A 21,307-nucleotide genomic window follows, 5' to 3' on the forward strand; every position below is an offset into this window, starting at 1 on the left:
CTCATCAAAGCAAGCATCTAGCAGGTCTCGGCTAGCCAGTTATTCGGCAGGAGTGTCGTAAATTTCTTCAATCCAGTAACTGGACAGCTGCTTGTGCAGCTGTTTTCTCTATGCAGTGGAGGCATTCCGGTTCACACTCCGGCAATTATAAAAATAATCTATATTGAAATAACTTAGTGAAAAGTACTGTCTCCGAATTTGAAAAGGAGGGTTGGATTTTGAGCATCAATTGAGAGACATAAAAAAATAGAAAAAGAAAGTGAATTGTAAAAAATAAGCAGTTTTACATAGGGTTGTTGGGATTGTGGTGCAAATTTCATGTAAGGCTGCTGGTATGGAAGATGCATGGTTTGTTGCGGCGTTTTACCCTATAATGGAATAGATGTGTATTTAAGGATTCGTGAAAAAGTCTATCAGGAATGCTCGACCCTATAACAAATCGACGGAGATGGAGAATGCTGAACATTCGATCCTTTTGTTAGGTAACTTTTGAGAAGTGGGAGGAGTCGGTATCATGAAAGAAGTTATTGCAGTAAAAGAAATTACTAGGTTTAAAACACGAACGGAGGAGTTTAGTCCGTATGCTTGGTGCAAACGGATGCTAGAAAATGACCCCGTGAGTTATCACGAAGGAACGGATACGTGGAATGTTTTTAAATATGAAGATGTGAAGCGGGTTCTTAGTGATTATAAACATTTTTCAAGTGTTCGGAAACGGACTACCATATCGGTTGGAACGGATAGTGATGAAGGTTCTGTGCCTGATAAGATCCAAATAACCGAAGCTGATCCACCTGAGCATAGAAAACGCCGTTCGCTGCTGGCCGCAGCCTTCACACCTAGAAGTCTTCAAAACTGGGAACCTCGCATTCAGGAAATTGCAGATGAATTGATCGGGGAAATGGATGAGGATACGGAAATCGATATTGTGCAATCATTGGCGAGTCCGCTTCCGATCATTGTCATGTCGGATTTGATGGGCGTTCCCTCGAAAGATCGTTTATTGTTTAAGAAATGGGTGGATATCTTATTCCTTCCGTTTGATAAAGAAAAACAAGAAGAAGTAAATGAATTGAAGCAAGTGGCAGCAAAAGAATACTATCAGTATTTGTATCCGATTGTTGTGCAAAAACGATTAAACCCGGCAGATGATATCATCTCAGATCTATTGAAGTCAGAAGTGGATGGGGAAATGTTTACGGATGATGAGGTTGTCCGGACGACCATGCTGATTTTAGGGGCGGGGGTCGAGACAACAAGTCATTTACTGGCCAATAGCTTTTATTCCTTGCTATATGATGACAAAGAAGTTTATCAAGAGTTGCATGAAAACCTGGATCTGGTTCCGGAGGCCGTCGAAGAAATGCTCCGTTTCCGATTCAATCTTATTAAATTGGATCGCACCGTAAAGGAAGATAACGATCTATTGGGAGTGGAATTGAAAGAAGGCGATAACGTGGTTGTTTGGATGAGCGCAGCTAATTTGGACGAAGAGATGTTTGAAGATCCTTTCACCCTTAATATCCATCGCCCTAATAATAAGAAACACCTTACCTTCGGAAATGGCCCTCATTTCTGCCTGGGAGCGCCGTTGGCCAGACTCGAAGCAAAGATTGCGCTTACTGCATTCCTGAAGAAATTCAAACATATTGAAGCGGTGCCATCATTCCAGTTAGAAGAGAATCTTACCGATTCAGCGACCGGGCAAACTTTGACATCCCTGCCGCTTAGGGCGTTCCCTACAGTTTAAAAAACGAAAAAACCTTGTGCACTAACCTGCATAAGGTTTTTTTCTTTGGCTCTTTTCGAAAAGATTGTTGTTTTTAATAACTATACTATTTAAGGTTGATTGGAGCGCAAGTGCGAGACTCCTGCGGGAGCAGCGGGACAGGTGAGACCCCACAGGCGTTTACGCCGAGGAGGCTCACCGCCCGTCCCGCGGAAAGCGAGCATCAGGAGGGGAAATCAACCAACCGCTTTACTTGGTAAATAGCAACAAAGTATGCGAAAACAGCCTTTTCTTTTTTGCAGGGACGCATGGCATATATGTTCCTGCCACTTCCTGAAACGTTCGACAGGAAATCTTATAGTAACCTGAAGTTGAGGTGACAATGACGAATAGAGTAGTATGATAAAGTAGCAAATTTTTTGCCCAGGCATGTTCCCCGAATTAGGTTGGCGGGCGATGAAGCATTTACTTTAACCATGCAATGAAGAAGATATGATAAAATGGAAATTTCCAAATGAAACGGTTTTAAAAAGTGAAAGGATGTTATTATGAAATTAAAGCAGCAATTAACCATTGCTTTTATAGTAAGTGCACTTTCTTTAATCGGGTTCAGTTTCATGGCATTTACCATAAGTGCAAATGAATACCTGAAATTTGATGAAGATGTGATTTCCTTGGTGCAGGGAATGGAATCTCCCCTTCTGACGGACATCATGAAGTTCTTTACCTACATAGGTTCAACCGGTTCCATCATCATCCTTTCCTTGGTCATTTTATTTTTCTTATATACGGTTTTGAAGCATCGTCTGGAACTAGTCCTATTCACTGCAGTCATGATTGGTTCACCTCTTCTCAATTTGATGGTTAAGCTAATCTTTCAACGCGCCCGGCCCGATTTACATCGGCTCATCGAAATAGGGGGGTACAGTTTCCCTAGTGGACATGCCATGAATGCATTCTCTTTATACGGTATTCTCACGTTTCTGCTATGGCGTCACATAACGGCTAGGTGGGCAAGGATTCTATTGATTCTGATCAGCATGATGATGATCCTCTCGATCGGTATAAGCCGGATATATTTAGGGGTCCATTATCCTAGTGATATCATTGCCGGATATTTGGCGGGGGGTTGTTGGATTGCGATTTCCATTTGGTTTTTCCAAAGGTATCAAGACCGTCGGAAGAACAAAGATCGTTAAAAAAGGGAGCAAGGTTATTGCAAGATAAGCAGCCGGCAGGTAATAAGTCAGCTGTTGATTCAAGAAAGTTAGGAGCGTATTAAATGGAAAACTGGATTACGGAATTCATGAATGATTTTGGATATATGGGAATCTTTCTATTGATAGCATTGGAAAATATTTTCCCGCCGATCCCGTCTGAGGTCATTCTTACTTTTGGCGGTTTCATGACGACAACAGCGAACATGACGATATTGGGCGTCGTGATCGCATCGACAATAGGGTCAGTGGCGGGAGCAGTCGTCCTTTATGGAATTGGTTTACTTCTTGATGTGAAGGTTATTGAAAAGTTCGTGGAAAGATGGGGCCATATTCTTAGGTTAACGGTATCGGACGTCCATAAGGCGAATTCATGGTTTGACAAGTACGGGTCATGGACCGTGTTTTTCTGCAGATTGGTTCCGCTGATCAGAAGCCTGATTTCGATTCCGGCAGGCATGTCCCATATGAGCTTTTGGCTCTTTCTGCTTTACACAACATCCGGAACATTGATTTGGAACATCATCTTAGTGAATATCGGGGCAGCTGTTGGATCTTCATGGGAAGATATTGTAGGGTATATGGACATTTATTCAAATATCGTTTATGCGATATTGGCCTTGCTATTCATTATTTTCGTTGTTTTGATTTTTAGAAGGAATAAAGGCAAAGTATAATTTCAGTTTAGTTGATTGGGCCCGTTCGAGCCGGCCTTTCATTACATAACCGAAATGAACACCAAAGGCTGTCATTGCGACAGCCTTTTTCTTATGAAAGGAAGGCGGCTGAACTCAGAATAAAGGGGGAGTGCTTTGGACAAAATGAGTGAAACGAAAAAGGAATGAGGTTCGGTGCTATGGCTTCTTTTTTCAAACAAAAGAAACAAGTGAAGCAACGTGAAAAGAAAAAGGAAGATGAAAATCAATCCAAAAGCAAAACGCCTGATTATATTGAAAGTTCCATTTCTGCCAATCTGGAAATCGTGAAGAAAAAGACGGGAAACAGTCCGGACATCATTATCCGAACGTTGAAAATCGGTCAAAATCCGGAGATGAAAACAACTATCTTGTATGTGCAAGGACTGGTTGATAATCCAAGCGTTACGGACTTTTTAATTGAGTCAATCATGAAAAATCCTCATCTAGCAGAAAAAATGCTTCCACAAGAAGCATTGGATATAATCTCAGAAGACGTGGTTTCCCTCGGTGGTGTAGAAACTGTTAACGATTGGGAAAAATTGTTTTTGTCATTATTATCAGGCGATAGCATCATTTTTGTTGATGGAATAAACATCGCCCTGGTTGCCAGTACAAGAGGCGGAGAAAAGCGCTCGATTCAGGAGCCAAGCACGCATTTGACTGTCCGGGGATCAAGAGAAGGGTTTACGGAATCGAATGGAACGAACATCGCCATGTTACGCCGGATCATCAATACCCCGGATTTATGGATAGAGTCGATGAAAATTGGCACGGTGACAAAAACGGACGTTTCCATCATGTATATAAATGGAATTGTCAAAGAAGGGATTGTCGAAGAGGTCAAGAAGCGCTTAAATCGAATTAACATCGATAGCATTCTTGAATCAGGATATATTGAACAATTGATAGAAGACCAGGTCATGACCCCATTCCCAACCCTTAATCATACAGAAAGACCGGATATGGTTGCAGGAAATCTTCTGGAAGGAAGAGTGGCGATATTCGTTAATGGATCGCCTTTCGTCTTGATAGCCCCGGCATTATTCGTACAGTTTTTCCAATCTGTCGAAGACTACTATAATCGCTTCGACATTGCTTCAGCCACACGTTTTTTACGGATCATCGTTTTCATTATTTCTATAGTCGGACCGGCTGTCTATGTTGCAGCCACGACTTTTCATCAGGAAATGATCCCAACGAAGTTGCTGGTCATTGTAGCGGCCCAAAGGGAAACGGTTCCTTTGCCTGCCGTCATTGAAGCGCTTCTAATGGAAATGACCTTCGAAATATTACGGGAAGCAAGTCTTCGGATGCCAAAGGCTGTTGGTTCGACCATGTCCATTGTCGGAGCATTGGTCATCGGGCAGGCTGCTGTCCAAGCTGGTATCGTATCGCCGGCAATGGTCATCATCGTCTCGATCACGGCGATTGCCAGTTTTGCAACCCCCTCTTATTCCATAGCAATTTCTGCCCGCATTGTGCGGTTCGGATTCATCATTTGTGCCGGAACTTTAGGCTTTTATGGGATGATTTTAGCCTTTTTCATACTTATTGTTCATTTATGCAGCCTGCGTTCACTTGGAGTTCCTTATATGACACCGCTCGCCCCTCTGAATCCGGAAGGGCTGGGCGACACATTTTTCAGAAGACCTATGTGGGCTTTCAAGGAAAGGCCAAAATTATTATCCAACGAAAATAACCTGATAAGGGAAGGCGATAATCAAAGACCTCTGCCTCCTGAATCGCGTGGAATGAAAACTTCTGACGGGAAAGGTGAAGGCAATGAATCGTAAAAAGCTAATTCTATCCTTGTTGGTGATCTGTACTACATTCACCTCAGGCTGTTGGGATAAAACAGAGTTGAACGAAATGGCCATCGTCTCGGCGGTTGGACTTGACAGAAATAAAGAAGGGAAGTTAGTGGGGACGTTCCAAACCATTAATCCAGGCAACGTTGCGGGAGCTCTTCAGGGCGGCGGCGGAACAAATCCACCGATATCCATTTATAGGGCCACCGGAGATAATGTGCTTGAACTGGATAGTATCGCTTCAACTAAAATCTCGCGGGATATGTATTTTGCCCATGCCAACTTGGTTGTCATCGGTGAGGAACTAGCAAAAAAAGAGGGCCTCAACGATATTTTCGACGCATTTGAGCGCTCACCGGAATTCCGGGCAACTACGAGGATCGTGATTGCACGGGGTGTGAAAGCAAGGGACATTGTCGAAACGTTAACCGCAATCGATAAGGTATCTGCTGAGAAAGTTATTAAGACGATTGAAACCACTGAGAAAACCCAGGGGAAAAGTATTAGCATCAATCTCCAAGAAGTGATCAAGAATTTGCTTAGTACCGGGAAAGAACCGATAATAAGTGGTTTTACCGTGAAAGGAAACACAGGTAAAGAGGATAAAATGGAGAATACCATGTCTTCGGATATTGAGGCAAACCCTAATGCAGCAGGAATTGCTGTTTTTAAAGATGGGAAATTGATTGACTGGCTGGATGGTGATAAGGCAATAGGATCTATGTGGGTATTGGATAGGATCGAAAATACCCATACAAACCTTAATTGGGGGGGGGAAAAAGACGCAATCATCTATTCGGTGATTCGTCAAAAAACCAACATTTCGGTAAAAATGGAAAATGGAAAACCTAAGGCATTTATAAAGGTCCGTGCAGAAGGAGATATCCGGGAGGTGAAGGTTCCTTTGGATCTAACCGATACGCATGTTCTGATAGATATTGAAAAGAAGTTAGGGAAAGACTTGAAGAAGACGATGGAAGATGCGATCGTTCGGGCACAGAAAAATAAAGCCGATATTTTTGGCTTTGGTGAAATCATGCATGAATCCCACCCTAAAGAATGGAAGAAAATCGAAAAAAACTGGGACGATGTTTCTTTTCCTAAACTGGAAGTAGATGTGCAGGCAGAAGCTTTCATTCGCCGTACTGGATTACGTAATAAGCCGTATCTTTCGAATTTAAAAAAGAATGATCAATGATGGAAAGGAAGTGGCATCCTCATGGAAAAGGCAAAAATCAGCGGTTACCAGCTGTTCGTCCTTATTTTCCTGTTTGAAATGGGCAGTGCACTTTTGGTTCCGCTTGCAGGTGAAGCCAAGCAGGCTGCTTGGCTAGTCATCCTTATTGCGATGATAGGCGGATTTTTATTATTTTTCATTTATTATGGCCTCTTTCAATACTACCCAGATAAGCTGTTAACAGAATTTATAAGACTTATTTTGGGGAATTTTCTAGGCAGGATCGTAGCTTTTCTATACATCCTTTATTTCATCTATCTTTCTGCAAGGGTGCTAAGGGATTTCGGAGATACACTGCTTACTTTTGCCTATCCTCATATTCCGTTATTTGTTGCGAACGCTGTATTCATTTTAGTCGTGGTGTATACGGTCCGTAAGGGGATAGAAGTATTGGCGAGGACGGGGGAACTATTCTTTGTCCTGGAGAATTTACTTTTAATGACCTTCATGCTTCTAATTATTGCTTCAGGCATGATCCATTTAAACAACTTAAAACCCATTTTTGAAATCAGCGGGACAGAGATGTTGAAAATGGGTTTCACCAAAACCGTATTCTTTCCATTTGGCGAGGTCATAGTGTTTTTAATGATTTTTCCTTATATGAAAGAACCTCAGCGATTGAAAAAAATTGGAATGGCGGGCTTGGCGACAAGCGGCATTTTTCTCTCGGTAATAATGGCTGTGAATATTGCTGTACTAGGTGTGGACCTTACAACACGTTCGCAATACCCTCTTCTTAGCCTCATTCAGTCCATAGAGGTAGCTGGCTTTCTCGAACGTCTCGATGTGTACTTCTTGTTTTTGTTGATGATTGGCGGGTTCATCAAGATATGTGTATTTACTTATGTAGCGGTATCGGGTACGGCGAATGTTTTCAATGTTAAACAGCCCTCCAGACTTGCTTACCCTGTTGGCATGATCATTTTATTGATCTCGATCATTATAGCAAGCAGCTATACAGAACATATCTATGAAGGGCTAGGTGCCGTACCAAATTACATCCATCTGCCATTTCAGGTGATCATCCCATTGCTTCTCTTGATCATTGCCTTTTTTAAGAATCGAAAAAAAGGAAAACAAAGCACCAAAATAAGTTCCTAAAAGGTGGAATTGATGAGAAATGAAAATCTTTGGTATTACAGTTTTGATCCTAGCCCCTTTATTGGTCATATCTTTAGGTATGGATATATTAATGGGATTTGATTTGGATAATTCAATCAAGCATGCCTTTAACCCATTTTTGGTGAAGGACCCCGCTGAATTTATCCTGTTTCTCATTCTTCTTGTATTCCTATTGTTCAGCTTCTTTTATCGAAAAAAAAAGAAAGGCAACACGAAAGGACAACAATGATGCTGCAAATTCCCGGTGCTGAAATAGAGATGAACTCCGAATATGGGAGTTTGTCTTTTTGCTTTTTTACAACCCCGTAAACCCATTTCATAGTATGATGATAAAATGAGCTTATTTTTTCAGCGGAATGTAAAATCACTCAACAAAAAACCTCGGAAGGAGGACGGCAATTTGGATATCAAATTGAATCAAAAAATCATAAAAGACATGTGCGGGGCCGTCTCCTTCAAAAGAGGGGAAGCTTTTCATCGTGCCAATAAGGTGACATTTGAAAGTTACCTGCCTGTTGGATGCGAAGCGACGGTTAAAGGCAAGGAAGACTTCCATGTCACGATAGAAGTGGATGCTGTCGGGGGGTTCCGGACGAAATGCAGCTGTCCTACGCTAGCTTCCTTTCCAAGGGATTGCCAGCATATTGCAGCCGTCCTGTTATCGGTTTACGACCATCAGCGAGATGGAACGATCCCTGTAAATGCAGACAGTTCTGATGCTTCAGCCAATAAGAAGTTGTCAGAAGATTTGCTGACCCTTTTCAATAATCAGCCTGTACGCAAAAGCGGTCATCAGCGCCACTTTGAAAAAAGAAAGATGCTTGAAGCAGAATTTACATGTAAACCAGTATGGATGGGAACGGATCAATATATGTTAGGACTGGAAATGAAAATCGGTTCTTTCAATGTGGCGAATGTCCGGGATTTCCTGAAGCGAGTTAAAGAAGGAAAGCCTGCCCAAGTGTCCCTTTCATTTATATATGACCCGGTGCTGCATTGTTTTCAGAATGAAAATGATATCGTGATTCAGGAGCTCATTACAGTGATATCGGATGAAAAAGTCTATGTTGACGCCCTGACGGATAAATCTGAATATACATTGGATAACCACTTATTACTTTTGCCTCCATCTTCTTTTCGAAGGCTTGTCCCGATCCTTGAAGTAGCGCCATTGGTGAAGCTTGCCTATGGTGGCCTTGCATTCAATGGCTTTCGTTTATCAAAAGGACCGCTTCCTTTACAGTTTGACTTTACCGAAAGCGATATCAAAGGTTATCAACTTAATATTAAAAGGCTGCATGAGATGATCGTCATGAATGCATACACATTGGTTTTATTTGAGGGGAAATTGGTTCAGCTCGAAAATGAGGATTTCCAACGCCTTTCAGAGTTAAAGCAAATGATGGAGGATTCGGGGATGAATCAAATTCCAATCCATCATGACCAGCTGGAATTATTCATGGACAAAGTGGTACCAGGTTTGAAAAGACTCGGTGAAGTCCATTTAGCAAGATCCATCACCGAATTGTTCTTGAAGACACCGCTGGTTGCGAAATTATACTTGGATCGCGTGAAAAACAGACTGCTTGCCGGACTGGAATTCCAATATGGAAATATCGTCATCAACCCTTTGGAAAAACAGGAATCCAAAGTTATAAGGGATGTAGAGAAGGAGGCGGAGATATTAAAGCTGATGGAGGATAGCCAGTTTGCCAAGACGGACGGCGGCTATTTCTTGCATAACGAAGAGTTGGAGTATGAGTTTTTGTACCACATCGTTCCGAAACTCCAGAAGCTTGTACAAATCTATGCCACGACTGCTGTAAGAAACCGAATTTCCCGTGGGAATGCTGCACCGCGCATTAGGGTGAAAATTAAAAAGGAACGTACTAATTGGCTCGAATTCAAATTTGAAATGGATGATATCCCAGATAAGCAAATACGTGAGGTCTTAGCTGCACTTGAAGAAAAAAGGAAATACTATCGTTTAAGGAATGGATCGCTGCTTTCCCTTGAAACAAGGGAATACGAGGAAATCAATCGTTTTCTGAATGCACTGCCCGTACAGGATGTAGACTGGGAAAGCAGGCTGAACATGCCAATCGTAAAAGGGCTGCAGCTCCTGGATTCCGTTAATGACAGCCAGACATTCACAATGGAAGAATCCTTCCGGCAGTTTTTGGATAACATCAGGAATCCGGGCGCCTTGGAGTTCGTGGTTCCAAATAGTCTGGACCCGATCTTGCGCGAATATCAAAAAAACGGCTACAAATGGATGAAAATGCTTGCCCAATACGGTTTTGGCGGGATTCTTGCTGATGATATGGGGCTGGGGAAAACATTGCAAAGCATCACGTTCATTTTATCCGAGCTTCCTGACATCCGTAAGAAAAAGGTTCCGGCGCTTATTGTCTGCCCATCATCATTGACCTACAATTGGCTGAGTGAATTCACTAAATTCGCTCCTGATATCCAAGCCGTCGTCGTGGATGGCGACAAGACGGAAAGGACGAAGCTGTTTAAGGAAGTAGGGGACGTGGATGTAGTGATCACCTCTTATCCATTGCTCCGGAAAGACATCACGTCGTTTGGAAAAGAGGACTTCCATACGGTGTTTTTCGATGAAGCACAGGCCTTTAAGAACCCAGTGACACAAACGGCACGAGCCGCCAAGAAGATAAAAGCGGCACATCGCTTCGCATTGACTGGTACGCCCATCGAGAACTCACTGGAAGAGCTCTGGTCCCTTTTCCACGTCGTATTCCCTGAACTATTCATGGGGCTAAAGGAGTACAGCAACCTCTCAAGGAAGCAGATTTCCCGCAGGATCCGTCCATTTTTGCTGCGGAGAATGAAAGAGGACGTACTGGCGGAACTGCCGGAAAAAATCGAGTCGCTGGAATCGATGGAACTGCTCCCTGATCAGAAGAAGCTGTACGGCGCCTATCTGGCGAAGCTGCGGCATGATACGCTGAAACACCTGGACAAGGACACTCTCCGGAAAAATCGGATCAGGATCCTCGCAGGCTTGACACGGCTTCGGCAAATATGCTGTCACCCCGCTTTGTTTGTGGACGGATATAAAGGCAGTTCAGCAAAATATGAGCAACTGATGCAAATTGTCGAGGAATCGAAGCATTCTGGAAGACGGGTGCTGATTTTCTCGCAATTTACAAAAATGCTTCAAATTATCGGCAGGGATTTGGCCATGAAAGGACAACCCTTTTTCTACCTGGATGGACAAACTCCATCAAAGGACCGTGTGGAAATCTGCAATCGGTTTAATGCGGGAGAACGGGATATATTCCTCATTTCATTGAAAGCGGGCGGTACGGGTCTCAATCTGACGGGTGCCGATACAGTCATTCTATATGACCTTTGGTGGAATCCGGCAGTTGAAGAACAAGCTGCGGACCGTGCCCATCGAATGGGGCAGAAGAATGAGGTTCAAGTCATCAAACTTATTGCCCGCGGCACAATCGAAGAAAAAATGAATGAACTTCAAGAGAAAAAGAGACACCTTATTGAAGAAATCATCGACCCTGGCGATAAGTCTCATTCTGCCCTTACAGAAGAGGATATCAGGGAAATCCTGATGATATAAGGAGGGAAATACAGTTACGTAAAATAGTGGACAGGAACAATTTATGAATTGAATAGTTTAGTCATGAAGCATTTCTTTGTAATGAGGAATGCTTTTTTTCTTTTTTTAAGGCTCTTTTCGTAAAGATTGTTGTTTTTAAAACGAAACGATTTAAGGTTGATTGGAGCGCAAGTGCGAGACTCCTGCGGGAGTAGCGGGACAGGTGAGACCCCACAGGCGTTTACGCCGAGGAGGCTCACCGTCCGCCCCGCGGAAAGCGAGCATCTGGAGGGGAAATCAACCACACCGCTTTACTTGGAAAATAGCAACAAAGTAAGCGAAAACAGCCTTTTTAAAAAGAAAAGGATAATTCGGTAACAATAATAATATAATAAAAAACAACAATGTTTTATTGTAAAACGATAAATCATATGTTAAATTAAATGGACAATAAATAAGTGAGGTGCTTTTAATGAAACTAGGAACAACACTCTTTTTAAAGATAGCCGTTATCTTTATTGGAATGCCGGTTCTTGCTTTGTGCATCTTTTTGGTGCCTGAGATAGCGAACTTTGCAGCAGAATTATATCCGGATATGACTTATTTGAAATATCTCGTTTTTATCGATTTGTATGCATCTGCGATACCTTTTTACTTTGCCTTATATCAAGCCTTTAAACTTTTAAGCTATATTGACAAGAACAATGCTTTCTCGGAATTATCTGTAAAAGCTTTAAAGACTATAAAAAATTGTGCAATCACGATCAGTGGCTTGTATGTGGTAGGCATGCCGCTCTTTTATCTCATAGCGGAAAAGGACGATGCCCCAGGTATCATAGTGATCGGAATGGTCGTTATTTTTGCTTCATTGGTGATTGCAGTCTTTGCTGCTGTTCTTCAAAGGCTTTTACAAGAGGCCATCGATATAAAATCAGAAAATGACTTAATAGTCTGAGGTGAATAATTTGGCGATTATAATCAATATTGATGTGATGCTGGCTAAAAGGAAAATGAGTGTTACAGAACTTTCCGAGAGGGTTGGAATAACGATGGCCAATCTCTCCATATTGAAAAACGGTAAGGCAAAAGCGATTAGATTAACAACTTTAGAGGCGATTTGTAAGGCTTTAGAATGTCAACCCGGAGATATTTTAGAATACCGAAATGATGAAGACACTCAAAATTAAAAAGTGGAAGAAAAAGAAAGATTTCATCAAAGGGGAGTTACTCATGAATTTAACCATTAAAAAAATGGAGGCACCAATCACGAGAGCACTGAAACAACTCGTTCGTTTTGGTTGGGAGCAGGCTTTATCATGCTTGTTTCCTGCCGTTATTTTTGCCTCTTTGGCTATTACAAAATTCATACCGCTTCCCTTCCTGCCGCGGTATGACTGGCTGCTCATCATCTGCCTTCTGATGCAGTGGTGGATGGTGCGTTCCGGGCTTGAAACAAAGGATGAACTAAAGGTTATCACATTGTTCCACCTTATTGGACTTGCTCTTGAACTTTTCAAGGTACATATGGGCTCCTGGACTTATCCAGGGGAAGGATATTTTAAAGTTTTTGGAGTGCCTCTGTATAGCGGATTCATGTACGCAAGTGTAGCGAGTTATCTTTGCCAGGCGTGGAGGAGGCTAAAGGTTGAACTGGTCAAGTGGCCACCGTTTTTGGCCGTTGTATCTCTTGCCGCTGCGATTTATTTGAATTTTTTCACCCACCATTATTGGATTGATGTCCGTTGGTGGTTATCTGGACTTGTCATCATCGTCTTTTGGCGGTCATGGGTCACTTACGAGGTTGGCGGAACTCGTTATCGTATGCCAATCGCGCTTTCATTCGTTCTCATCGGATTTTTTATCTGGATAGCCGAAAATATCGCAACGTTCTTTGGCGCTTGGGAATATCCAAACCAAACCGATGCATGGAGTCTCGTTCATCTAGGAAAGGTAAGTTCATGGCTCTTATTAGTGATTGTTAGCTTTCTTATAGTAGCGACGCTAAAACAGGTTAAGGGGAAAGAGTCCACTAAGATGGATGCAAGTCAATTTTTATAAAATGAAATCCGGCATTCGCGTGAAAAATACTACTTAATTCAAGTTAGTGCAAAAGACGGCACATAAGGACATATATGTGTCGTCTTTGATTTTCAAAATCTTTTATAAAGAATTGTGGTGTCATATGCCTTTTTACTTTCTGAATTTCTACGAAAATCACCATCACTCATTCCTATGAAACAAGTTTTAATCCAACTGCTGCGCCAAGGACCATGGCTATAAAAATGACCCTTCGCCAATCTTTGGATTCTCCGTATAAGAGCATCCCGATTATCGCTCCTCCTGATGCGCCAATCCCTGTCCAGATTGCATAAGCCGTCCCCATCGGCAAGGTTTGCATGGCAAAAGCAAGAAATAGGAAACTTGCTCCGAATCCGATGAATAACAGCAGCAAGGATTGCCAATTACGGTCTTTGTGCAATTTATTTATCATCGCAACCCCAAACATTTCAAATAGCCCCGCTAAGATTAAAGAGACCCAAGCCATTAAGATTCATCCCCTTTCTCAGCTTTATCATCAGTCACTAATTTCAAGCCGATCACTCCTGATAATAAGAGGAGGATCAATAGCGTTTTGCTCAGCTTGAAGGATTCCCCAAAGAAAATGATTTCGGAAAAAACGGTCCCGGCCGTCCCCATACCGACAAAAACGGCATATACCGTTCCGACAGGAAGCTTCCTGCCAGCCATTATCATCAAATAAAAACTGATGATGATCGAAATGACCGTTCCAGACCAAGTCCAAAAGTCATCTGCATGTTTTAAGCCAATCACCCAAAATACTTCAAAAAAAGCTGCAATGAATACTTTAATCCAGTTTGTGCTCATGAATACCGCACCTCCAATTTTATTCTTTACCAAAAAACAAAAAAAGCCCGAGAGATAACCGTTAAACAGTTTCTCCCAGGCTTTTATCCTTCCGTGGCACAGCATGCTGTGAGTTTTCTCTCGGACCAGACCAGCAATGGACGCACTGCGGAACCCTAGAAAACCTTTGACATATGCAATTACCCTTCATTATACATACTTTTTGAACTTACTCAAGGTAAAAGATTTGCCAGGGCCATGCCCATTTTTTCCTAATATTGTCCCGTAACGTTTGCAGCCTGGGATGACTGAATATAACATCAGAAAAAATGCCCTTCATCTATATACAGCAAGGCGCAGTGAGTTGCACTGCGTCAATTTTATCGAGGGACATGATTTGAAAGCAAGACTTGGTAATCCATGATGAATTTTCACTTAAATATATATGGAAAGAAATCACTTGAACGTTTTTATTGCGGTGAATCTGGCCGTAGATTTCCGCTCCAGGCACTCGCTTTCCGCGGGCGGTCGTGGAGCCTCCTCGGCATGCGCCTGCGGGGTCTCCCCTAGACGCGCTTTTCCCGCAGGAGTCTCGTACCTTCCACTCCAATCACTCCAATCAACTTAGTTACAACAGTTAGATGGAAACCATGCCTGAGGAGTTGAAGGGCTGCTTTGAGTCAGTTGTTTCGGGAACATTTGCTGAGAGATAAGTTACCAAACGTCTTTTATGCTTGTACAATTTGGACGTAGATTTCCGCTCCAGGCACTCGCTTTCCGCGGGCGGTCGTGGAGCCTCCTCGGCATGCGCCTGCGGGGTCTCCCCTAGACGCGCTTTTCCCGCAGGAGTCTCGAACTCGAACACCCGCTCCAATCAACTGGAACGTTTTCTAAATAAAAAAACTATAGTCAAACTGGCTTTTCCTCGAATTTTGCTATAGTCCGGAGGGGTTCGGAATGGCCTCTTCCCGAACCCCCTAACTGACTTAAGGAAATTTGCGACACTCCTGCCGAAAAACTGACTAGCCGAGTCGGCGGAAAGGAATCTGAAACAACTGAACGTTTTTTTAAAACGATATATTCCAGTTTGTGTTTTGTCAGGTAACAAACATCATCGATATAATGAAAGGATAGATATGTTATAGAAAACGGGTGAGGTCAATTTTTCGGACTTTAACAAAGAATGCTAATATAAGAATTAGATTGCATTGGGAAAGAAGGTGGCTCCTTGAAACAGGTACATATATTAATTGTTGAAGATGATAATGATATTAGTGGATTGCTTTGTAATATGATGAAAAAAAGTGGCTATGTCCCTCAGCCGGCGTTTTCAGGGACGGAAGCATTATTGTATGTAGAGAAAAAGAACTGGGATATGGTGTTATTGGATTTAATGCTTCCAGGAATGGACGGGGAGGAAGTTCTTCGGAAAATTAGAGAGAATCATCATGTCCCTGTTTTGATTATTTCCGCAAAAGGAGAACAGCAAACGAAAATAAATGGTTTGCGTGCGGGGGCAGATGATTTTATTACGAAGCCATTTGATATTGAAGAAGTATTGGCAAGAATTGATGCTCATTTAAGAAGGTCCTCAACCATGAAAAGAATAGTGGGAAAGAACCAGCTTACATATAAAGGCATTGCAGTGGATACTGATACGAAAATAGTTATCGTAAATGAGAGGAAGGTAATACTAACGGCAAGAGAGTATGCCATTTTAGAATTACTTATCTCCCATCCTCAAAAAATATTTTCAAAAGCAAATGTGTTTGAAGCGGTTTGGGGAGATGATTATTTAAGGGATGAGAATACGGTGAACGTCCATATGAGTAATCTGAGAAGTAAATTGGCTAAAGCGAACCCTAATGAAGAGTATATTGAAACCATTTGGGGAATGGGATATCGATTAAAATAACTTAAGGTTTTCTTAAGGTTTTCTTTATAATCCCTTATGATTTTCATTTTATGATGAATCACAGATAAGGGAGGAAAAAAATGAGTGAATATATATTAAGGACATCCGGTTTATCAAAAAAATATAAACATACCACTGCATTAAATAACGTGAATCTTTCTATCAAAAAAGGTGCCATATATGGCTTCATTGGTCAAAATGGAGCAGGGAAGTCAACCTTCATTAAACTTGTGGCAGGATTAGCCTTTGCAAGTGAGGGAAGCATCGAACTATTTGGGGAAACCGATCCAAAAAAATTGATTGAAGCAAGAAAAAGAGTCGGAACCATTATTGAAGGGCCAGCTTTATTTCCTCATATGACTGCTAAGCAAAACCTGGAGGTCCATCGAGTGCAAAGAGGCATTCCCGGGAAAGAATGCATTGAAAAAACGTTGGCACTTGTAGGGCTGCAACATACAGGAAAGAAAAAAACGAGAAATTTTTCATTAGGTATGAAACAAAGACTGGGACTGGCGATGGCGTTGTTGTCAGAGCCTGAATTTCTTATTCTGGATGAACCGATAAACGGCTTAGATCCAATGGGAGTAGTCGAAATCCGTGAGTTGCTATTGAAGTTGAACCGTGAGAAAGGAATTACGATTCTTATTTCCAGTCATATCTTAAGTGAATTGAATTTATTGGCAACTCATTATGGGATCATTCACGATGGAAACTTATTAGAGGAGTTAACAGCGAAAGATTTACAAGAAAAATGTCAGCATTATTTACACATAAAAGTAGACAAGCCGCATCAGGGAGTAGCAGTGCTGGAAGAAGAATTAGGTACGAAAGAATTTGAAGTAATGCCTGACGGAATCATCAAATTATATAAATTTGTAGGTGAACCAGGCCTTGTTTCTACAACATTAGCTGCCAATGGGGATTGAGCAGTTTATGCCAATGGGTGAAGATTTAGAAGAATACTTTACAAAGCTTATTGGGGGCGGCAACCATGAATAATCTTATGAAAGCGGAATTCTATAAGCTAAAACATGATCGCTCTTTCTGGGCCATTACATTAACCATTATATTAATAGGAATTCTTGCTCCCAGTGAGATGCTAATTAGGGGTACAAGTGGAGAGATGAAAGGGTTAGACGTTGTGATAGCGTTTGTTAATCAGAATGAACTTGTTTTGAAATATGCACCTTGTATTTTAGCTGGATTTTTTATTTCAAGTGATTATTCAACAGGTGTGATGAAAAATTTGATATCCGGTGGAAATAAAAGAATGGAAATCGTTCTTGCGAAACTGTCAGTCTTTACGATCGGGGCAATCATTATTTCTATTTTATTCCCACTTGTTCTTTGGATAGTGTCCACTTTATTCTTTGGATCAGGGTCGCATTTATTCCCTAACCTGTCCGTAGTTGAAATTATTGTTCCATTGATAGGGTTACTTGCTTTGTATGGGGCAGCATTTGCCTCTTTTATGACACTCATAGGATTCATCTTTACTGATAGTGGAAAGACCATTTCATTTTTATTTGTGTTCATTTTCGGATTGGAAGCTGCATTTTCAATATTCGCGAAAAACTCCCCTATCATTCAAACTATATATGATCATAGCATCATTAAATTATCAAAAGATATTCCTACTACCATACTTGAACAAACAGAGTTATTTACGATGCTTATTGTTCCAATTTTAACTATTGCCGTATGTGCAATAGGAAGCTGCTTTGTATTTTCCCGCAAAGAAATCAAGTAATGAAAAAGGGGGAGGCAAATGATCCATTTAACAGTAATATGTATGTTCATAGCGGTTGTTTTTCTCTTCCGGCTTTTTTTCATGAAGCGAGAAATGAAAAGAATGACGAAACAGCTCCAAGATTATCGTTATCGATATATAGAAAAGAAATTGGATATTGAATATTTTGATCGGGATATCGAAAGGCTGGCAGTGGAAATCAATGGTTATTTCGATTCCATGATTGAGATGAAGGTGGAACAAAAGCGAACGGAAGAGACATTGAAGCAGGCAATTGCCAATATGTCCCATGACCTGCGAACGCCTCTAACTTCCATTTTAGGTTATATTCAGTTGTTAGAAGATGAGCACTTAACTTTAAAAGAAAGAGCAGAGTATATTGGAATTGTCAAAAGGCGAACGAAAAGATTACAAGACTTACTCAATGAATTTTTTGAATTATCTATAGTGGAGTCCATGGATCATGAGCTACAGTTTCAAACATTCCATCTCAATCAGAGTATCTGGGAAGTGCTCATGAACTATTATGATGCATTTCATGAGCGACATTTACAAGTGGATATCGACATGCCTGATGAAGAGATCATGTTATATGCAGATCCAGCGGCAGTAAAAAGAGTTGTTGAAAATTTAGTGAGTAATGTTCTTAAGCATGCAAGTGGTTCGGTAGAGATATCATTAAAAGAAGAATCATCTTCCATTGTCTTTACCATTCGTAACAAAACAGATGTAATGACAGAACAAGATGTAGAGAGGATCTTTGATAGGTTTTATACAGGAGATACAGCAAGAAATAAAAAAGGAGCGGGACTAGGGCTATCTATTGCAAAAAGTTTAATGAACAAAATGGATGGTGAGCTCTTTGCTTCACTAAAAAATCATCAATTTATCATGACCTGTCAATGGAAAAAAAGTACATAGTCAGGTTCTGTTTTCAGGTCGAAAAAGCCCCGATAAGATTTCGGGGCTTTTTGAACTTGCTATTTAGGCACTCACTATCCGTTTCCGGGATGGACCTTCTTTTTTATGTGATACATAGCTATGCAGGATCATTCCTATGATGACGATAAAGATGCCGAACCACGATAACGGAGAAGGCATCGGTAAAGATAGGAATAGTAATTCGCCAGCCAGTGCAAAAAGGACCTCCATCGATTGTGTAGCTTCAACGGAAGCTAATTTCTGCATATTTCCGCTTACCAAATCGGTCGCCTTGAAAAAAAGGACCGTGGCGATGACTCCGGAAAATAGTGCTACCAAAAGGGATTGGAAACTTTGCATCTTCGTCGGCGCCCCTACTGTAAAGAAACCGTACAATGAAAGCAGGAACCAGAATGGCAGACTCGCCAAAGTCATTCCCAATACCCGCTGATAAGCATCCAACCGTCCTTCGGATACTTCCATCATTTTGCGATTTCCCAATGGGTATGCAAAAGAGGCGATGACGATTGGGATGACTCCCAGCCAAAGATTGGCCATTGAAATGTGCTTGGTGTGTTCCAGCTGCATCAGGATGATTCCAAGCAGGATGATCATGGACATGAGGAGACCTTTCACAGAAACCTTTCCTCTTTGCCTTTCGAGCCCATCTTTCGTTTGGACATTCTCAAAAAACAGCGGCGCAAGTAATGCACCCGAAATGATAGTGATTTGCCAAGTGCCGGCAATTAACCAGCCAGGTGAGTAGGCGGATGCAAAGCATAAAGGAGCATAAAATAACCCAAAACCGACAAAACTCCAAAGCAGCCAAGGACCCGGCTTTTCTCTCATCACTCGTAAAAGGGGACGCAGATTTTTTCTGCTCAACACGATACACAACAGAAAAGGCACCATAAAGATATAACGCAGCGAAGCACTCCATATCCAACTTCCGCCAGATAACTCCATGGCCTGATTTAAAACAAATGTAAATGCAAAAAAGAAAGCGGAACAAATACCTAATATAATCGGACGCAATTGACTCACCTCAATCTGTTTTAGGAGTCAGTAAGACTCTGGAAGCATGGCAATCGTTTCGGCTTTCTGAAAGATTCCCCATAAAAATCCACTATGTAAAAATGGAATGAATTTTCGAAATATTATAAGCGATCAATTTAAATTGTCCTTCAAAAGCAATAGAAAATCAACAGGATTCTTTTAGCCTAGTGAAATTCATTCTCCATCATTCGACATCAAATGAAAAGAATGGCTGTTGGAATTAAATGAAGACGTTACCATTCTAATGTTTTATTTAACAATATGTACCAACAAAACAAACAAGAAACGTTATTATGACGCGGATTATGAGGGGGTGCTAATATTTTATATAAAAAACATATAGAGGCAGATAATATATGAAGATACGAGAATTGACGAATATGGTAGGTAGTGGTATCTTTATAGAAGTGCAAATAATGTCGAATGGTGACGAAATAAATAAATGCAACATTCGCAAGAAAGTTAGTGAGGTAAATTAAATGAAATCTACAGGTATTGTACGTAAAGTTGACGAATTAGGGCGGGTAGTCATTCCAATTGAACTGCGCCGAACATTAGGAATTAATGAGAAAGACGCTCTTGAGATTTATGTAGAACAAGACCGCATCATCCTTCAAAAATATAAACCTAACATGACTTGCCAAGTTACAGGTGAAGTTTCCGATGACAATATGAAACTTGCTGACGGTAAATTAATACTTAGCCCTGAAGGTGCCGAACTTCTAATTAAAGAAATTCAAGCCAGCATGGAAACTGCTAAATAATATACTAGATAAATAGCATCCAAGTGTAGGGAAGGTTTTCCCTACACTTTTTTATATTAAATGGTGAAATAAAAAAAATGGTTCGATTCACGGACGAAACCAATCTTTTCATAAAGTTTCTGTGCGTTTACATTATCCTTGCCTGTCTCCAGTGAAACCCCTTTGGCACCTGTTTCACGTGCAAAAGTGATGGCCGCGTTCAATAACTCCTCGCCAAATCCCTTTTTGCGAGCGGACTCCTTCACGAATAAATCATTCAATACCCATGACCGCATCATACTCACAGATGAAAAAGAAGGATATAATTGTACAAAACCAATAGGATTTCCTTCATCATAGGCCATAAAAACCACAGACTCCCCATTTGTCAGCCTTTCCCTTAAAAACTCCCTTGCACGACCAAGATCGGATGTTTGCTCATAAAACACTCTGTATAAATCAAAAAGTTCCGTCAGTGATTCCAGCTCATGTAATGTAGCCTTCTGTATGCTCATAAATGGACCTCCAATTGTTAGAATACTCTAAATTTACCATTTTATCATGCTTCCCGCCAAATTCAGGAGCACATTTTCCTTCGCCAAAAATCAGGATGGAGCCCAAAAAGGCGCCATCCTACATGAAAAGGGCTATTAAACCCAAGTT

19 protein-coding genes, 1 pseudogene and 1 riboswitch are annotated in these 21,307 nt (G+C 41.3%); of the genes and pseudogenes, 16 read left to right on the top strand and 4 right to left on the bottom strand.

Going from position 1 to position 21,307, the window contains the following annotated elements; translation table 11 throughout:
* Window positions 1–511: 511 nt before the first annotated feature.
* The 11 genes from BW986_RS01320 (at window position 512) to BW986_RS01375 (ending at window position 13,452) form a co-directional block, all read left to right on the top strand.
* Window positions 512–1,750 carry a cytochrome P450 gene (locus BW986_RS01320; protein WP_076366223.1) on the top strand — a complete coding sequence of 413 codons (1,239 nt, stop codon included), beginning with the start codon at window positions 512–514 and terminating at the stop codon, window positions 1,748–1,750.
* A 527-nt stretch (window positions 1,751–2,277) separates the two neighbouring features.
* On the top strand, window positions 2,278–2,928 hold the full coding sequence (locus tag BW986_RS01325; protein WP_076364412.1) for a phosphatase PAP2 family protein: 651 nt from the start codon (window positions 2,278–2,280) through the stop codon (window positions 2,926–2,928).
* An 83-nt stretch (window positions 2,929–3,011) separates the two neighbouring features.
* Window positions 3,012–3,623 (top strand): DedA family protein, encoded by a 612-nt coding sequence (locus BW986_RS01330; protein WP_076364414.1) that lies wholly within the window; start codon window positions 3,012–3,014, stop codon window positions 3,621–3,623.
* A 179-nt stretch (window positions 3,624–3,802) separates the two neighbouring features.
* Window positions 3,803–5,437: a spore germination protein gene (locus BW986_RS01335; protein ID WP_076364416.1), complete on the top strand. Its 1,635-nt coding sequence runs from the start codon at window positions 3,803–3,805 to the stop codon at window positions 5,435–5,437.
* Window positions 5,427–6,650 carry a Ger(x)C family spore germination protein gene (locus tag BW986_RS01340; RefSeq protein WP_076364418.1) on the top strand — a complete coding sequence of 408 codons (1,224 nt, stop codon included), beginning with the start codon at window positions 5,427–5,429 and terminating at the stop codon, window positions 6,648–6,650. The genes BW986_RS01335 and BW986_RS01340 overlap by 11 nt, the downstream gene beginning before the upstream one ends.
* Window positions 6,651–6,671: 21 nt before the next feature.
* Complete coding sequence (locus BW986_RS01345; protein ID WP_076364420.1) at window positions 6,672–7,790, top strand: GerAB/ArcD/ProY family transporter; 1,119 nt, start codon at window positions 6,672–6,674, stop codon at window positions 7,788–7,790.
* A gap of 19 nt (window positions 7,791–7,809) precedes the next feature.
* On the top strand, window positions 7,810–8,040 hold the full coding sequence (locus tag BW986_RS01350) for a YczF family membrane protein (protein WP_076364422.1): 231 nt from the start codon (window positions 7,810–7,812) through the stop codon (window positions 8,038–8,040).
* A gap of 171 nt (window positions 8,041–8,211) precedes the next feature.
* Window positions 8,212–11,415, top strand: coding sequence for a DEAD/DEAH box helicase (locus BW986_RS01355; protein ID WP_076364424.1), 3,204 nt, complete (start codon window positions 8,212–8,214; stop codon window positions 11,413–11,415).
* A 451-nt stretch (window positions 11,416–11,866) separates the two neighbouring features.
* Entirely contained in the window at window positions 11,867–12,349 is a 483-nt protein-coding gene (locus BW986_RS01365; protein ID WP_076364428.1) for a DUF2975 domain-containing protein, read from the top strand.
* A 10-nt stretch (window positions 12,350–12,359) separates the two neighbouring features.
* Window positions 12,360–12,581, top strand: coding sequence for a helix-turn-helix domain-containing protein (locus BW986_RS01370; protein WP_076364430.1), 222 nt, complete (start codon window positions 12,360–12,362; stop codon window positions 12,579–12,581).
* Window positions 12,582–12,624: 43 nt separating this feature from the next.
* Window positions 12,625–13,452 carry a DUF817 domain-containing protein gene (locus tag BW986_RS01375; RefSeq protein ID WP_076366225.1) on the top strand — a complete coding sequence of 276 codons (828 nt, stop codon included), beginning with the start codon at window positions 12,625–12,627 and terminating at the stop codon, window positions 13,450–13,452.
* Window positions 13,453–13,624: 172 nt separating this feature from the next.
* On the opposite strand, the gene BW986_RS01380 is transcribed toward BW986_RS01375, so the two are convergent.
* Both BW986_RS01380 and BW986_RS01385 read right to left on the bottom strand, forming a co-directional pair.
* On the bottom strand, window positions 13,625–13,939 hold the full coding sequence (locus BW986_RS01380) for a DMT family transporter (protein ID WP_076364432.1): 315 nt from the start codon (window positions 13,937–13,939) through the stop codon (window positions 13,625–13,627).
* Entirely contained in the window at window positions 13,939–14,280 is a 342-nt protein-coding gene (locus BW986_RS01385) for a DMT family transporter (RefSeq protein WP_063232562.1), read from the bottom strand. Before BW986_RS01385 ends, BW986_RS01380 begins: the two co-directional genes overlap by 1 nt.
* Window positions 14,281–14,350: 70 nt before the next feature.
* Window positions 14,351–14,450, bottom strand: a riboswitch (guanidine-I (ykkC/yxkD leader).
* 1,037 nt (window positions 14,451–15,487) lie between these two features.
* Here BW986_RS01385 and BW986_RS01390 point away from each other — a divergent pair.
* The 4 genes and pseudogenes from BW986_RS01390 (at window position 15,488) to BW986_RS01405 (ending at window position 18,845) form a co-directional block, all read left to right on the top strand.
* Complete coding sequence (locus tag BW986_RS01390; RefSeq protein WP_076364434.1) at window positions 15,488–16,174, top strand: response regulator transcription factor; 687 nt, start codon at window positions 15,488–15,490, stop codon at window positions 16,172–16,174.
* Between the two features lie 80 nt (window positions 16,175–16,254).
* A pseudogene (locus BW986_RS01395) lies at window positions 16,255–17,173 on the top strand (ABC transporter ATP-binding protein).
* Complete coding sequence (locus tag BW986_RS01400) at window positions 17,166–17,924, top strand: ABC transporter permease (RefSeq protein WP_076364436.1); 759 nt, start codon at window positions 17,166–17,168, stop codon at window positions 17,922–17,924. The pseudogene BW986_RS01395 and the gene BW986_RS01400 overlap by 8 nt, the downstream one beginning before the upstream one ends.
* Window positions 17,925–17,942: 18 nt before the next feature.
* Complete coding sequence (locus BW986_RS01405) at window positions 17,943–18,845, top strand: sensor histidine kinase (RefSeq protein ID WP_076364438.1); 903 nt, start codon at window positions 17,943–17,945, stop codon at window positions 18,843–18,845.
* A 63-nt stretch (window positions 18,846–18,908) separates the two neighbouring features.
* Here the strand turns inward: BW986_RS01405 and BW986_RS01410 are convergent, their stop codons facing one another.
* Entirely contained in the window at window positions 18,909–19,880 is a 972-nt protein-coding gene (locus BW986_RS01410; RefSeq protein WP_076364440.1) for a DMT family transporter, read from the bottom strand.
* 500 nt (window positions 19,881–20,380) lie between these two features.
* On the opposite strand from BW986_RS01410, the gene BW986_RS01415 reads away from it, so the two are divergent.
* On the top strand, window positions 20,381–20,665 hold the full coding sequence (locus BW986_RS01415; protein ID WP_076364442.1) for a transition state genes transcriptional regulator AbrB: 285 nt from the start codon (window positions 20,381–20,383) through the stop codon (window positions 20,663–20,665).
* 56 nt (window positions 20,666–20,721) lie between these two features.
* Here the strand turns inward: BW986_RS01415 and BW986_RS01420 are convergent, their stop codons facing one another.
* Window positions 20,722–21,159, bottom strand: a complete 438-nt coding sequence (locus BW986_RS01420) for a GNAT family N-acetyltransferase (RefSeq protein ID WP_076364444.1) — start codon at window positions 21,157–21,159, stop codon at window positions 20,722–20,724.
* Between the last annotated feature and the right edge of the window lie 148 nt (window positions 21,160–21,307).

This window comes from Peribacillus simplex (assembly GCF_900156045.1).
GTDB lineage: Bacteria > Bacillota > Bacilli > Bacillales > DSM-1321 > Peribacillus > Peribacillus simplex_D.